Source organism: Coprococcus sp. HPP0074 (assembly GCF_964238105.1).
Classification (GTDB): domain Bacteria; phylum Bacillota; class Clostridia; order Lachnospirales; family Lachnospiraceae; genus Faecalimonas; species Faecalimonas umbilicata.
Genome location: NZ_CAXSKS010000005.1, coordinates 177,953 through 193,591, shown reverse-complemented (window position 1 = coordinate 193,591; position 15,639 = coordinate 177,953). Strand labels below are relative to the sequence as shown.

The following is a 15,639-nucleotide window of genomic DNA, read 5'->3' as shown; positions in this document are numbered from 1 at the left end:
CCCTATCAATAAATCGGAAACAGAAGTTCTGACATCTGCTCTTCCTCTGCAAAATTTTCTATCAGTTCTTGCTTTTGTCCTTCGCGGATCAGCTGGTTGATGCGCATATATTTCCCAATCTCCTTCTGTCGATCCACTTTCCTGCAGACCGCCTTTTCCGTACGAATCTCACTCATTTCACCAGATTCCACGAAATAATAGCGGAGTTCTTCTCCTTCAAACAAGATCATCGACTTCACATAGACATTCTCATACACCGGACCAAGCACCTCCGAATGATACTCTCCTGTCTCTTCTCCATCCCGGATCAGTTGATATCGAAAAGTTACTTTCCCTTTCTTTTTTGCATAATATGCTACCATCGTCTTATCATATAGCTGGAGTTCCTTTAACCAGTCTTTGGGATACTGTAAGAAAAACGGAAAATAAATCTGGCGGATACTCAGTTCGCGCAGAAACGTCAAGAGCATGTTTTCCTGAACATCTCCCCACGCATGATCTGCATAATACTGAAGTACAGCAATCTGACACACTTCTGGTATCGTTGACTGGTGATGATATTCCATACATAAAATTTCCATCACTTCATCGGCAATCTCTCTTTGCTTTGTGACATACTCTCTGCACACATAAACAAGATATGCCCATTTCAAACGATAATATGGCTTTCCATAATAGTAATCCAGAAAAATCTCCGCCTCCCCAAACATCTGCTCAGAAAACAGCATCTGTGTCAAAATACGTTCTGCTAACTGGAAGGTCTGTATCTCATACTCTCTCGCCACACGCCAAAGCCGTTTCATATCTTTTGTCGGTCCACAATAGTAATTTGCCAGATAAGTCAGCACTGCCTTATCATAATATTCCTCCTGGAACAAAGAGAAGGTCAGGTAGGTAAGAAAATCATCTTCCGCATAGTTATCCTCTCTGATTTTTTTACTGCATAGACGAAAAACTTCTTCGTGCTCATACTGTTCTAATCCATTGTCCTGCACCTCTTCAAACGTCAGCGGTCGGCTGCAGTATCCTTCTTCCTCTTCCTGCTCTGGATCCGGTCTGCACAATTCTAAATAATGCTTATCATAAAAGAGACGTCTGCTCTCATAATTTACAGATTCTACATAGTGGATCCCATTTCTTCCTTCCCAGACAATGCGGTCTTCCTTCGAGTACAGATGGATTTGTGCTTTTCCATCGATCACGGAAACTCTGTTTGCAATCTCTCCTTCGGCGTTGATTACGATTACTGATTTCATCCGGTCAGACTGCACGATCACCTCATAGACATGACAGATTTCATTCAAAGCTTCCCTTCGTTTTGGAGTCAGATTTTCTTCATTTAAAAAGCGTTTATAAATGATCCGGAGCGGCTCTGTAATATGCTTTTTCTCCAGCTGGGTCAATGCAAACTGTTCCATCTTCTCCCGATATTGTCCATATAGCTCACTTGTCTCCTCTACATGAAGAATCACATTTGCATATAACACTGCAAGCTTCGTATAATCCAGCACAGATCCGTGCAGAAAATACAGATAAATAGATTTTGGCAGGGGTTCCTTCGCTTTTTTACCATGAATTGTGATCATATAAGATTCATAAAGTTGTGCAATCTTCAGACCTGCTTTGACCGCCCGCTCATACCACACAAAATATTCTCCATCCAGTCTGCTTCCCTTGATCAACATTGTGCAGACTGCATTTAAAATCATCGGATCCGGATATTGTTCGTAAGCTTTCCCAAGGATCTGGTAAATGTTCTTATCAAATCCTTTTAACTGTGTGGCAAGATTCGCGATATATAATGCCACTTCCTCACTGAGCAGACCATATTTTGCCGCAAAAGAAAAGACACGGATTTCAAATGCCCCAAGCTTTTTAATACATTCCGGTTGCTCCCTATAACACCGGTATGCCTGCAAATAAAACAAAATACTATTTGCACCTTTTTGATACTGTTCCTCCAGACGAGAAAGTTTCTCCTGTCTGTCCTGATAAATTTCATCTAATTCCACTAAAATGCACAGAATCTGCCAGGATTCTCGGTTTTTCATATACATTCTTCGAATGTCTTCTACCGTTTTCTTCGTGTATGCTTCTTCAGCCCGGCAGACCGCAGTCAAATAAAGGTAATATGCGTCCATCTCAAATTTCTTACTCAAAGAAAATCTGCTGTAACTATATTGATCTAAATTCTCCTGGGCATCCTTTTTGTGTCCTTCTAATACAGCAAGCTGTGCCTGTAATAACAGATACAGATCATTGTCCGAATCTTCCTGCTGTCTTCTCTGGATATATCCTTTTGCCTCCTTAATCCACACTTCTTTCTGAGCTTTTCCGGCTTCACACTGTAAATAAGAAGATAAAAGCTTGATCCATTCTTTTGCCTGCTCTCGCCTATCACTGCTCTTTGCCGGGTTTTGAGAAACTACAACTGTATACGTCAACGTCTCATAGGGAGTGCGAATAACAATCTCCCCGTAATTTTTCCCGCCATGAAGCAGATCACTTTCAATTACATATTCTAACTGATACCGGTTTCCGACAAAATCTTCTGTTGAAAAACGATTCTGTACAAGACAAAGGAAGTCACCTTTCACCTCCACGGCCACTTCCATATATCCCCACGTGTTTTTTGTAATACGGATTGCTTCTTTTTTAGACGTCTGCAGATCAAAAAACGATTCCGTCCCTTCTGACAATGTCAGAAAAATCCGTTCTTTCTGCTTCGTTCCAACTAAAAATTCTTCCAATCCCTGTTCATCCAGAGACCATTTTCTCATATTGCTGTACAGATTGCTCCAACGCTTCTCTTCATATTTTAAAATCTGATAAAAATCTCTTGAGCGAAACAGCCTCGCTGCCTCCAGGTAATCTTTCTCTGCCAGCCTGCGAAAGCTTTCCATATCTTGTACTTTCCCAATAGATGTCATAACATACGGTTTTTCAATGATTGCAGTGAACGGGAGCTCAAATTCTCCCCCATTGCATACAATCGTAAAATACCCCTTCTCTATCTGCCCGGGAAGCATTCCTGACGCATCGTATGTGAAATGAATCTTAACCTGATGCCCTTCAAATCCTTGTTCGCTGCAATGCATGCGAAAAGAAGAGGCATAGACAAGACCTCTTACGTCTCCCTCTTCTTCGTTCTCTATTAAAAATTCTCCATGATAAACTTTCCCCTCTCCGATCTTCATTATGATCTTCGTCTCGGGAAGTCGGATTTTCGGTTGGATCGCTCGAAAATCGCCCTCTGAGAAATGTTTGATTTTATTCTTCAAATCGTTCACCTACTTGTCGTTTCTTACATTGCTTTTTCTTCATTGCATGATAATAAATTATAGCATTATCCTCTATGTTCTTGCAATGCTTTCATGACAGACTTTTCAGATACTTTTTTAAAGCCTCTCTTCTCCCTCTCATCGAACCATTTCCCAAAGAGCAATAATCTATTCCACAATTTTATAGTATTCCCTTGCAGTTACTGCAAAAGTAATGATATAAAACACTACAAAAAGCAATGAGACTGCCACAGTACATCCAAGAAACAGCGTTGTATTGGTAAATCCAAATCCTGCCAACAACTTTTTCAACACCTTAAATGCCACAGTAATGTGAAGAATGGATGCTCCAAGCGGCAGAAAAAATACAAGCAATACCTGGCTTTTAATAGAGTCTCTCACTTCTTTTTTGCTCATCCCCACTTTCTGCATAATCTGATACCGCTCACGATCCTCATATCCTTCCGAAATCTGCTTATAGTAAATAATTAAAACCGTTGCCATCAAAAATAATATTCCAAGATAAATACCAATGAACAGCAAGCCTCCAAATATAGAAAACATCCCTTCTTTTCCTTCCTGTCTCGTTTCATAAAATCCCGGAATTCCTGATGCATCAAACGCTGCACGCAGTTCTGCAATCGCTTTCTTGCAATTTTCCTCAGTCCCCTCTAAATTCGACTGTAGTGTATAAGAAATAACAGAAGCCTCCTGGATATACTCCTCTTTCATTCCACTGTCCTGATACATCGCCTTCAAAATGCCATTGATTGATTCCATATCCGGCAAAATCACATAATAATTCTCTGCCATATTTTGCGTAGAACTTCCCGCAATTTTTAGTTCTTTTAACTGCTGTATGACATGATATCTTCGCTCTCCAAAAGCAAGCGTTCCTGGAAGTTCTTTCTTTTCATTAGATACATACACCAGCATCTCATCCTGCGCAAGCGATATCGACATTCCCTCCATCTGATTATAATCTTCCAGCGGAATCAAATATACCTGGCATACTTCCAGCATATCTTCCTGACTCACCTCATTTTCCTTGAGAAATCGTTCACCGTCAAACACTGAGACAAATGAACCGTAATGGTATTCCATCGTTTCGACCATTTTCACATCATATTTCCCATAGACTTCTTCTGCTATTTGACGCATTTGTCTGTCCTGCTCGGGTGTAGAAAAGCTAGTTTTTATCCGGCTCTCTCTCGGATAACGGCTGGATATGACATCATCAATTCCCAGATACAGTGATGCAGTTGCCGAAATCATAACAAGCACAATCGTACTTAAAATACAGATATTTGCAAGGCCTGCTCCATTTTGCTTCATTCGGTAGATCATTCCTGACACAGAGACAAAATGTTTTGTCTGATAATAAAAACGCTTCCTTCCCTTCAAAAATTTCAGAAATGTGATGCTCCCTGCAATAAATAATGCATATGTGCCGATGATCACACAGATTACCGCCAGAAAAAATTTAGGGATTGCTTCCAGTGGAGATTCTGTCGTCAACGCAATACAATATCCAATTCCAAGAAATACTGTTCCCACCAAGGCAAGCACCCATTTCGTCCGCGGTTCTTTTTCCCCTTCTTTTCCTGCCCGAAGTAACTCTGATGGGTTTGACAGCCGGATCTGCAGCAGATTATAGCAAAGTGTCAGGGCAAAAATCCCAAAAAACAGCACCGCCGTCGAAAAAACTGTCTCCATATGAAATTCTGACTTCATCCCCGTTTCAAACCGTAACAGTTTCTGCAGACACAAATACATCAATTTTTCAAACGTAAGGCCCGCCAGTATTCCACCTGCAATGCTTACAGATGCTGTCACAAGTGTCTCCATTGTCAGCATTTTAGCAATGTGTTGCTTTCCCAGACCCAAAATATTATAAACACCGATCTCTTTTTTTCGTCGTTTCATCAGAAAGCTATTCGTGTAGAACAAAAACAGTACCGAGAAAATCACTACTACTGACAAAGAATATTCTAATACCCTCTGCAATGTCCTGTCACCGACTGAACTTCCACTTGCAAGTCCACACAAAATGTAATACATCATCACGGTTACAATGGCAGTCAGCACATACGGCACATAAGTCTTTCTGTTGTTTTTCAGATTGGTCAGTGCCAGCTTTGTATAAACCGATCTACTCACCTTGTTCACCTCCCGTAGCAAGAACTGTCAATGTGTCAGAGATTTTCTGGTACATCTGCTCATTCGACAGATTTCCGCGATAGAGCTGATGGAAAACCTCCCCATCCTTAATAAAGAGCACCCTTTTCGCAGTACTTGCCGCCTTAATACTGTGCGTCACCATCAGAATCGTCTGTCCGTTCTCATTAATTTCATGAAACAAATCCAAAAGTTCATCTGCCGATCTGGAATCAAGCGCTCCTGTCGGTTCATCTGCCAAGATCAGCTGTGGTTTTGTGATCAATGCCCTTGCAACTGCTGCCCGTTGTTTTTGCCCGCCAGACACCTCGTAAGGAAATTTCTTTAAAAGTTTCTCAATTCCAAGCGATGCCGCAATCGGCTCCATTCTGCGCGCCATCTCCGGATACTTCTTCCCGGAGAGGACCAGCGGAAGGAAAATATTGTCCTGCAGCGAAAAAGTGTCGAGCAGATTAAAATCTTGAAAAACAAACCCTAAGTTCTGCCTGCGGAATGCCGCCATCTCTTTCTCTTTGATTGTTCCAAGCTCTCGTCCTTTCAGAAACACTTTGCCGCTCGTCGGTCTGTCAAGCGCAGCCAATATGTTCAACAATGTCGTTTTTCCCGAACCGGATTCTCCCATGATTGCCACGTATTCTCGCGGTTCCACGGAAAAATTCACATTTCGCAATGCTTCCACCTGTGTTCCTCCAAATCGGGTTGTATAAATTTTCTTTAGATTATTTACTTCCAATAATGCCATATTCATTACCTCCTGTCTTTCGATCACAGTGTCATTATACAAAATATCCGGTTTTCTCTGCCATCGTTTTCCCTTACATTTTTCTTCGCTATCTTACATTTTTGAAAGAAATAAAAAATCTCCGAACAGTTTTCTTTTTCCTGTCCGGAGATTCTTTCTATTTTCTTACCAAAACTATGGTCATGGATTTTTATAACAAGAAATATTTTCCTACAAACAGAACAGCAAGGATGATCATCAATAAACTCATCTTCTTTTCTTTTGCTTTTCCTGCTACAAGATTGATCACAACATAAGTGATGACTCCCATAGCAATTCCTTCTGAAATGCTGTAGAAAAACGGCATTGCTGCGATACAGATAAAGCAAGGAAGCCCTTCTGTAAAATCAGCGAAATCAATATTTACTACATTGGTCAGCATATAGAATCCAACAACGATCAGTGCCGGCGCTGTCGCAAATGATGGAATGGCAAGGAAAATCGGTGAAAGCAATAACGATGCTCCGAATAAAACTGCCGTTGTCACTGCTGTCAATCCTGTTCTTCCTCCTTCTGAGACACCGGAAGCACTTTCAACAAAAGTTGTCACCGTCGATGTTCCAAGTACTGCACCTGCTGTTGTAGCAACCGCATCTGCCATCAGTGCTCCTTTAATTTTCGGAAGCTTTCCTTCCTGATCAAGCATACCAGCCTTTGTCGAAACACCGATCAGTGTTCCAAGCGTATCAAAAATATCTACAAACAAGAATGCGAACACAACGATAATAAACTGTCCGATATTAATTCCTGAAAAACTCAGTTTTCCAAAAATCGGTGCAAGACTCGGCACACTGATTCCTTTGCTGAAATCCGGTAACAGACTAAACATTCCGAGTTCTGCATTTGGAACATAGAGACCACTGATCTGACAAAGGATTCCAAGGATCCATGTGATCAGAATTCCCCATAAAATATTTCCCTTTACATTTTTTACAACAAGAATTGCTGTGATGATCACACCGATCACTGCAAGAAGTACCGTGATCCCTACATCGTTCATAGATGCTTTCACACCATTCAGTTCATTATATCCTTCAATAGAAAACAACTGCACCAAAGTAGATCCACCAATTACAATCTTTGCATTCTGCAGTCCGATGAATGCGATAAACAGACCGATTCCCACACTCACTGCTGACTTTAAGTTCAGCGGAATTGCATTAAAAATCGCCTCACGCACATTTGTCACAGACAATACAATGAACACAAGACCTTCTACAAAAACTGCTGCCAGCGCGATCTGCCAGCTATATCCCATACCAATTACAACTGTGTATGCAAAATATGCATTCAGCCCCATTCCCGGAGCCAGCGCAAATGGATAATTTGCAAAAATTGCCATCAACATCGTTCCTAAACATGCCGCCAACGCAGTTGCAGTAAACACTGCACCTTGATCCATCCCGGCCGCCGCCAGAATGCTTGGGTTGACTGCCAGAATATATGCCATCGTCATAAATGTTGTGATTCCGGCAAGCACTTCTGTCTTCACAGTCGTGTTGTTCTCCTTTAATTTAAACAACTTCTCTAACATCTCTCATTTCCTCCTTAAGTGTATCGATGTACTTTCTCTCTCATGTGCGAACACTTCCTTTGTGATCTGCCATGACCAAAACCGTACATAATTTTATCAAAGATTTGTAGGAAAGTAAATCATTCACCTATCATATATACTAATAACTATTTATAAGCCAAACACCCACTACTCTGCAATCTCAAATTCACGTCCAAAGTTCAGGATCACTGTCGTTCCTTTTCCCACTTCGGATTCAATTTCAATCAAATGTCCCAATTTTTTCATAATTTTTTTACAGAGATACAACCCGATTCCTGTAGACTTTCTATCCTGTCTGCCATTGTAGCCGGTAAAGCCTTTCTCCATCACTCTTGGCAGATCTTCCCTGCTGATTCCGATTCCGGTATCTTGCACGATGATGCTGTCCCCTTTTATCTGAACAATGATTTTCCCTTTTTTTGTGTATTTTAATGCATTAGATAAAATCTGCTCCACAACAAACACTGCCCACCGTTCATCGGTCAGTACTTCCACCTTCGATGGGTGAAATTCCAATTCGATTTTTTTCAAAATGAACAAGGAAGAATATTTGCGGATTGCCTTTTTTGCAATTTCATCGAGAAAATAGCGCTGCAGGACAAGATCGGAGGATAGATTTCCCGCACGCAGATAAGATAATACCATCTCCACATACTGCTCCGTCTTAAAAAGTTCCGCTTCCATCGCTCTTCGATCGATCTGGTCTGACTGATTCAAAAGCTTCATCGCCGCAATTGGTGTTTTGATTTGGTGAGCCCACAATGTATAGTAATCAACCATTTCCTGATAATTAATTTCCGCTTCTGACTCCAACTCTCTTCTGTATGCTTCCAGGCGGATCAGCAGTTCCTGATACTGGTCCTCGATAGATTCCTTCGCTTTTGGAAGACTGCTAAGTTCCATTTGTTGCTGCATTGAAATATCGTGAAGCTTTCCAGATCGACGCACAAAATCTGCAAAATCAATTATCCCAACAATGCACATCAAAACTACAGACAAAAAAGCAGCATACTGCACAGTGTCAACCGGAACCGATGACAAGAAAAATACAACGAAAAAAATAGTTACAATGCCAATATATACTGCAATCACCTTTCGGCATTTTTTGAGATATGCACCTGCTAATCTGATCATTCGATAATATACCCGATTCCTTTCTTTGTCTTGATAAACTCCTGTACCCCTAACTCTTCCAGTTTTTTCCGCAGACGAGTCATATTTACAGTCAGTGTATTGTCATCAATAAACTCATCACTTTCCCAAAGGCGCTGCATGATTTCCTCTCGCTTTACAATTGTTCCTGCACGCTCCATCAGAATCTGAAGAATCTTATAATCATTTTTTGTCAGTTCTATCTTCCGATTCTGAAATGTCACACTTGCATCACTGAGATTTAACATAAGACCCTTGTGCTCCATCACACTTGCACTGCCCTGAAATGCATATGTTCTCCGAAGAAGTGCCTGAATCTTCACCGTCAGCACATTGAGATCAAACGGCTTTGTCACAAAATCGTCCCCACCCATCTGAATGGCCATAACAATATTCATATTGTCAGACATCGATGACAAAAATAAGATTGGTACATTCGATGTCTTCCGGATCTCTGTGCACCAGTAAAATCCATTATAAAACGGAAGTCCGATATCCATGAGAACAAGATGGGGAGCATACTCTTTAAATTCTTTTGCCACCTGCTTAAAATCCTCTGCGCAGCGAGCCTGATAGCCCCATTTTTCCAAATGTTCTCTGAGCAGTCTTGCAATCGTCTCATCATCCTCCACGATCAATATCTTATACATCCATTTGCTCTCCTTCCTTTATTCCTCCGGCTTATTTTCTTTTTCGTAATCCTGATTTAACCAGGCAACCGCTTTTTCCAGTCCTTCCTTATCAAAAGAAAAATCGGCAGAATGTTTCTCATCGTTCAAAACTTTTTCCCAGCAGACATCCCTCCACCAGAAAGTCGCTTTTAACCGTTCCTCGCCTTCGACCACCACTTTTTCCAGACGATACCTCATCTTTCGAAAACTTCCTGTAAATGCTGATTTTTTTAAAAATGGAATACTTACAATACCGTATAAATCGATCATTTTTTGCCTTCTTTCCTCAAATCTCTTTACTCATATTTCCAATAAATTGTTATTTTTTGAAATGCACTCTCTTCCCGATAAAAATACTCTACGGTAGAAAGACCATACAATTCTCCAAGATACTGCACCATTTCCGGAAGAATTTCCTCTCGGATCTTCACTTCTGCCTGACCAAATGCGTCTGCTGACCCAAATTTCAAAGCTGATTCACTCTTCTGCCCTTCCACATCTTCCCGGAGCACCTGGCAGATCTGCTGCTTCTCATAGTTCTCATAAAATCTGTTATTTTTCCGATAATACTCCTGCTCATAAGCATCACATACCGGGAGTACAACCGATTCTTCCGGTATATGTGTCAGAAAAAGCTGCTCCTGCGGACAGCAAAGATAATCATAGACGATCGTTTCCATTTGTGTTCCCTCTCCGGTCCAGACCGGATCTGCCCATGTAGTATCTACATAAGAATACTTTCCGTCGCACTTCACAAGATTCCATGCATGATCCTGCGTCTCCCCGGTATCCGGATCTGTTGCTGTCCCCGTCACATAAGTGACAAAAATTCCTACCTTCCCTGCCAGATACTGCATTGTCTTGGCATATCCTGCACAGACAGACTCCCCATTTTGCAGCACACTATAAATATTCTGATCGTCCGTTCCACCTTCCTGATACTCGGTTCGCCAGACAATCTGCTCATAAAGATATTTGATTTTCTCATATTCCGAAACATTTTCAGGTATATCCGCAAGCCATTCCTGTGCCGCACTCTCGATTTCTTTTTGCCGGCGCATGCTCTCCTCGCTGTCATATAAGTATTCTGGAAATAATTCTATTTTTTCTGCCATTGGATAGTGTGTCATTTGCAGTGTGCCAGAGCACCAAAATAATTCGGGATGATCATTTAGCAGAAACTGATAAACTTTCCCTATTTTTTCTGTATCTGCTCCTAGGATTTCCACAGATTCCCGGTGTAAGGAGACTCCCTTCAAGAGACTCGTATAAATGCGCTGCTCTTCCTCTGAAAGCTGCCGAAAATAAAAGTCTGACGTACTTTCATCCTGAGATTCGCTTTGCCTGTCTGTTTCTGCGGTTTCTTTCCACTCTGCGGTAATCTTAAATTTGTACTCATTTTTTTCCGCGCCCTCATAATTCCGACCCAACATCCAGAAACCTGCCGCTGCCAGCATAGCAACCAGAATAAGCACTATCCAAATCCATCCTTTTCGCCTTTTCCGCTTTATCCTTCGATTTCTTCTGTGATTTCTGCTCATATCACAATCTCCTTTTTGCAGCCTCCATCCATATTCTTTCAATGCACTCTACATATTTTTCTGCATATAGTAACAGTAATCTTAATCACATGAGGTCTTATTATGAAACCAATGCATGCTATGCAGGCAGACACACCGGACAAAGGAAAGTTAAAGATCCAGATCAACTCTGAAATCACTTCCTTCCCGATTGCCGACGCCTCCATTTCTATCTCCTATACGGGTGTTCCTGAACAAACTTTAGAACAAGTCACTACAGATTCCTCCGGTCAGACCGAAACTTTAGAACTCGCTGCTCCTCCACTGGAATACAGTCTGAATCCCACAATTGAATCACAGCCTTATTCTGAATACACACTCTCCGTCACCGCTCCTGGTTTTGAACCGATCAATATTTCCGGTACCGAAATTCTCCCGGACGTCACTGCTATCCAAAACATTACTATGCGCCCGAGCACCGCTACTCCCCAACAGGAAGTGTTTGTCATACCAGCCCATACCCTGTACGGCACATATCCGCCAAAGATTGCCGAAGATGAGATCAAACCGACAGACGAGACCGGTGAGATTGTACTAAGCCGTGTTGTTGTCCCGGAATTCATTGTTGTACATGATGGTTCTCCGCGTGACTCCACCGCCCAAAACTATTATGTAAAGTACAAAGATTATATCAAAAATGTAGCTTCCAGTGAAATCTATGCGACCTGGCCAGAAAATACTATCCGTGCAAATGTACTTGCTATTATGTCATTTACCCTTAACCGGGTATACACGGAATGGTACCGGAACAAAGGATACGATTTTACGATTACCTCCTCCACTGCATTTGACCACAAATGGATTCCGGAAAGAAATATTTATGATACCATTTCCGTCATCGTAGATGAACTATTTGCAAACTATCTTTCCAGACCAAATGTCAGACAGCCGATTCTGACACAGTATTGTGACGGAAGACAGGTAAGCTGCCCGAATTGGATGACCATATAGTAACAGCGTGTAAACAAATTTTCATTTTTCTTCATTTCCTTATATCTTTATCGTTCTTCAAAATGATTGTACTTAAGAATTGTATCACATTCTTGACAGCGGAACAATCCATGATGCCCTTTCAAAAACTCTAGGAATCCCATATGGCAAATATATTTATGCTCCCTCCTAAGTGACAAGTTTTTACTATCTTACTTGTCTTCCTAGAAGGGAGCATATCATTTTGCAAATGCTATTTTTTATTTTCTACTTTTGTGATTTGTTTCTCGCTCTTTTCATAGCTCCGTCTGTCTATATCTGACGTCCGACTTCAAATCCTTCTGCCACTGCATCGATCGCACGTCTTGCAGCTTTTGCATCGCCAATCACATGGAATGGAATCTGTTTTTTCTCACAGGCTTCTGCCAGCAAATGGGAATCATTAGAATGAAAACCGACCGCAAAAACCGCGCAGCTGCACGGAACTACTGTACCATCTTCTAACACGATTCCTTCCTCTGTAAACTTGCAGACTTTACTATTTGTAAGCATTTTTACATTTAACTGCTGCATTTTCATCATTACTGCGATCTTTCTAAGGCTTCCAAGATCACTTCCGATGCTGTCTTTCATCTCCAGGATCGTCACCTCACACCCGGCGCTCGCAAGTGTATCAGCGGTCTCCAGTCCAACAAGACCTCCGCCGATTACCGCAACCTTTCCTTCTGGTTTCACTTCTCTTCTCAGTACTTCCGGTGCAGATACATGGGTAAGCTTATCCGATCCCTCCAGCTGAATCTGGATTGGGGAAGATCCGACTGCAAGGATCACTTCATCCACATCTCCCTTTGCGATCATCTCTACATCAACCACTGTATTTTTATGAACAGTCACCATTCGCTCTGTCTGCGCACCCATCTCCAGTGCAGCTGCTTTCATCTCACCTTTTCCCGGAGCTTCTCCTGCAAGGAGAAATTCTCCGCCCAGTGTATCTGCCGCTTCGAATACTGTCACCTGATGCCCTCTTTTATGAAGGATCCGAGCTGCTTCCATACCGGCTACACCTCCGCCGATCACCCATACTTTTTAGTATATTCTGCCGGATCAAGTGTATATTCTGCCTCATGTCCGATCATCGGATTTCTCATACAAGTAATGTGCGGGCGGTTTGCCACATCACAAAATCCATCATAGCATCCCTGATTACATCCGACACAGTGTACAATATCCTCTACATGCCCTTCTTTTGCCTTGTTTGCAAACTCCGGATCTGCAAGCTGTGCTCTTCCCATCACCACCATATCCACTTTATCATCTGCGATCAGCTCTTCTGCCAGTGCAGCCGTATTGATTCGTCCAACACCGACTGTCACCATACCGGTTTCCTTTCGAATCCTTGCTGCGTTCTCTACGTTAAATGCATTTGGCACATCGATCGGCGGAACTTCATACATGGATGCTGCTGTAATAATATTTCCCCTGGAAACATCTAGCACATCGACCCCATGCTCTTTTGCAATTTTACAGAAACGAATCACTTCCTCGATGCTCATTCCATTTTCAAGAAGATCATCCTGTGCGTCGATACGGATAAATAACGGCATTCCTTCCGGCATTCTCTTTCTGAGTTCATCAATTACTTCCAGCGGAAAGCGGCACCGGTTTTCAAAGCTTCCTCCATATTCATCTTCTCTGTGATTCAATCCCGCACTTAAGAAAGAATGCGGGAGATAGTTGTGGGCCAGATGGAATTCCAGACAGTCATATCCCGCCTTGACCGCACGCTCTGCCGCAGCGCCATAGCACTCGATCACTTCTTTGACTTCTTCTTTTGTGATCGCTTTCAATGTATACGGACCAAAGTTCATATCGGAAACTACAAGAATCTTTGCTTTTGGATCCATAGATGCAGCAATAGATCCCTGCCATAACTGAATTCCGGCTTTTCCGCCATTTTCATGAATCGCATCAGTCAGTTTTTTATGACCCTCTATAAATTTTTCCTCACTGATCGATACGAAATGTGCCGGGGCACTTGGAGTATGTACGGCTGCCACCTCCACAATATTCAATCCACATCCGCCTTTTGCTCTTGCAGCATGATATGCAACCAGTTTTTCTGTCACAGATCCATCTGCATCTGCCATCCTCGTTCCCATTGCAGGCAGGATAATTCTATTTTTTAGTTCCATCTCCCGAATCTTGATCGGGGCAAATACATGTTCAAACATTTTTGACACCTCTGTTTTTTTCTTTCATTATAGGTCAGTTGAAAAGAAATAGATATTCATATTTTTAACTATTATTATCATTTTTTTACAAACAATCGATATTCCGACCGGTATTCGCTCGGCGTCTGATTCATATATTTCTGAAAACTTCTCTGGAATGTCGATATACTTCCGAAACCTACATCCTGACCGATTTGCGTAACACTTCTTTCTGTCGCCGCAAGATAGCTGCAAGCCATACGTACTCGGATTTCTTCCAGTAATTCTTGTACAGTTCTTCCAAACTGCTCTCTGCTCCGCTTTTCCATTTGAAATGGTTTCATTTTTAACTGCTGTGCCATCTCTTCCATCTGAAATGGTTTATGAAAACACAATAGTAAATATTGCAAAACCTGAAGTGCCTCTTCTTCTCCCCTCATGCCAACTCCTGCCCCGATATGTTGTGTCTGATACTCTCTCACACTCATTTTCATGTATCGCTTAAACACCCTGCAAAAGTCTTCCAGATTTGTAAATCCAAGGTAATCGCTGATATACTGCAGATCCAGATCCGGAAAATGCAACAGTGCACAGGCGTGGAAAACCTTTCCCATTTTCTGTAGCTGAAAAAACGTATACCCACAATTTTTCGTAATATGCCGGTTCAATGTCACCGCTGTCATCCCTGCTGCCTTTGCATACTCCTCAAGAGAAAGTGTCTTGCTTGTATCAAGCAGTACCCTTTGGATCACACTCCAAATCTGCGATGCACCTCCGGATAACGACTCTCTTTTTTCCATCGCATACCGACAATATAATGCATGAAGTTCCATCGCAAGATAGATGCTGATGTTTTGACTCCCGAACCTCTGCGTTTCTTCTTCCAAAAGCAGTTCTGCAAAAATCGTTTCGACACGCTTCTGTTCTTCCATATTTAAATAGAGCAGCGGCTCCACCCGATAGATCAACATTTCATTTTCCCATACTTCCCTCTTTTCAAAGCAGAGGAACATAAAAAGTCCGATATGGAAAGAGACTTTCACACAATCGAGTGGCTCCTCAATCTCATCAATCCGATAAAACAGATGCATATACAGACAGAGTAAACTCCCTTGTCTGACTTTAAATTTTTCCCCGTTGACCCAGATTGTGGCCTTTCCGCTTCTGACATAATAAATTTCTGTCCGTTCGTGAAACACCTGTTCCACAGGATTTATTATACAAAGCTCCTGAACAGAAATCTGCCGCTCCCTGAAATTATAATAATCACTTCCGGTGAACCAATCTTTCTGATACCACAT

Annotated in this window: 9 protein-coding genes and 2 pseudogenes; 1 reads left to right on the top strand and 10 read right to left on the bottom strand. The window is 41.9% G+C overall.

Annotated elements, in window-relative coordinates; genetic code table 11:
* Positions 1 to 5: 5 nt before the first annotated feature.
* The 8 genes from ACESPO_RS08235 to ACESPO_RS08200 all read right to left on the bottom strand — a co-directional run bounded on the left by ACESPO_RS08235 (position 6) and on the right by ACESPO_RS08200 (position 11,159).
* Positions 6 to 3,290: a DUF5717 family protein gene (locus ACESPO_RS08235; RefSeq protein ID WP_499788671.1), complete on the bottom strand. Its 3,285-nt coding sequence runs from the start codon at positions 3,288 to 3,290 to the stop codon at positions 6 to 8.
* A 159-nt stretch (positions 3,291 to 3,449) separates the two neighbouring features.
* Positions 3,450 to 5,441, bottom strand: coding sequence for an ABC transporter permease (locus ACESPO_RS08230; protein WP_499788670.1), 1,992 nt, complete (start codon positions 5,439 to 5,441; stop codon positions 3,450 to 3,452).
* Positions 5,434 to 6,201: an ABC transporter ATP-binding protein gene (locus tag ACESPO_RS08225; RefSeq protein WP_499788669.1), complete on the bottom strand. Its 768-nt coding sequence runs from the start codon at positions 6,199 to 6,201 to the stop codon at positions 5,434 to 5,436. The genes ACESPO_RS08230 and ACESPO_RS08225 overlap by 8 nt, the downstream gene beginning before the upstream one ends.
* A gap of 190 nt (positions 6,202 to 6,391) precedes the next feature.
* Positions 6,392 to 7,774 carry an NCS2 family permease gene (locus tag ACESPO_RS08220; protein ID WP_008975164.1) on the bottom strand — a complete coding sequence of 461 codons (1,383 nt, stop codon included), beginning with the start codon at positions 7,772 to 7,774 and terminating at the stop codon, positions 6,392 to 6,394.
* Positions 7,775 to 7,942: 168 nt separating this feature from the next.
* Positions 7,943 to 8,929, bottom strand: a complete 987-nt coding sequence (locus ACESPO_RS08215; protein WP_009262186.1) for a sensor histidine kinase — start codon at positions 8,927 to 8,929, stop codon at positions 7,943 to 7,945.
* A complete protein-coding gene (locus ACESPO_RS08210; protein WP_009262187.1) occupies positions 8,926 to 9,597 on the bottom strand; it encodes a response regulator transcription factor in 672 nt (223 codons plus the stop codon). Before ACESPO_RS08210 ends, ACESPO_RS08215 begins: the two co-directional genes overlap by 4 nt.
* 18 nt (positions 9,598 to 9,615) lie before the next feature.
* Positions 9,616 to 9,888 (bottom strand): hypothetical protein, encoded by a 273-nt coding sequence (locus ACESPO_RS08205; RefSeq protein WP_009262188.1) that lies wholly within the window; start codon positions 9,886 to 9,888, stop codon positions 9,616 to 9,618.
* 26 nt (positions 9,889 to 9,914) lie between these two features.
* Positions 9,915 to 11,159, bottom strand: coding sequence for a transglutaminase domain-containing protein (locus tag ACESPO_RS08200; protein WP_336305266.1), 1,245 nt, complete (start codon positions 11,157 to 11,159; stop codon positions 9,915 to 9,917).
* 102 nt (positions 11,160 to 11,261) lie between these two features.
* Between ACESPO_RS08200 and ACESPO_RS08195 the strand changes: the two are divergent.
* Positions 11,262 to 12,143 (top strand): annotated as a pseudogene (locus tag ACESPO_RS08195) (carboxypeptidase-like regulatory domain-containing protein); the annotation flags it as partial.
* 297 nt (positions 12,144 to 12,440) lie between these two features.
* On the opposite strand, the pseudogene baiCD reads toward ACESPO_RS08195, so the two are convergent.
* Together baiCD and ACESPO_RS08185 are read right to left on the bottom strand one after the other, a co-directional pair.
* A pseudogene (baiCD, locus tag ACESPO_RS08190) lies at positions 12,441 to 14,359 on the bottom strand (bile acid Fe-S flavoenzyme BaiCD).
* 77 nt (positions 14,360 to 14,436) lie between these two features.
* The gene (locus ACESPO_RS08185) at positions 14,437 to 15,639 is read right to left on the bottom strand and encodes an AraC family transcriptional regulator (protein WP_016438467.1); all 1,203 of its coding nucleotides are present in this window, start codon (positions 15,637 to 15,639) and stop codon (positions 14,437 to 14,439) included.

Coding starts and splice junctions, on each gene's coding strand:
- ACESPO_RS08185 (WP_016438467.1), bottom strand. CDS start 15,639: ATGTGGTATCAGAAAGATTGGTTCACCGGAAGTGATTATTATAATTTC.
- ACESPO_RS08215 (WP_009262186.1), bottom strand. CDS start 8,929: ATGATCAGATTAGCAGGTGCATATCTCAAAAAATGCCGAAAGGTGATT.
- ACESPO_RS08200 (WP_336305266.1), bottom strand. CDS start 11,159: ATGAGCAGAAATCACAGAAGAAATCGAAGGATAAAGCGGAAAAGGCGA.
- ACESPO_RS08225 (WP_499788669.1), bottom strand. CDS start 6,201: ATGGCATTATTGGAAGTAAATAATCTAAAGAAAATTTATACAACCCGA.
- ACESPO_RS08205 (WP_009262188.1), bottom strand. CDS start 9,888: ATGATCGATTTATACGGTATTGTAAGTATTCCATTTTTAAAAAAATCA.
- ACESPO_RS08220 (WP_008975164.1), bottom strand. CDS start 7,774: ATGTTAGAGAAGTTGTTTAAATTAAAGGAGAACAACACGACTGTGAAG.
- ACESPO_RS08210 (WP_009262187.1), bottom strand. CDS start 9,597: ATGTATAAGATATTGATCGTGGAGGATGATGAGACGATTGCAAGACTG.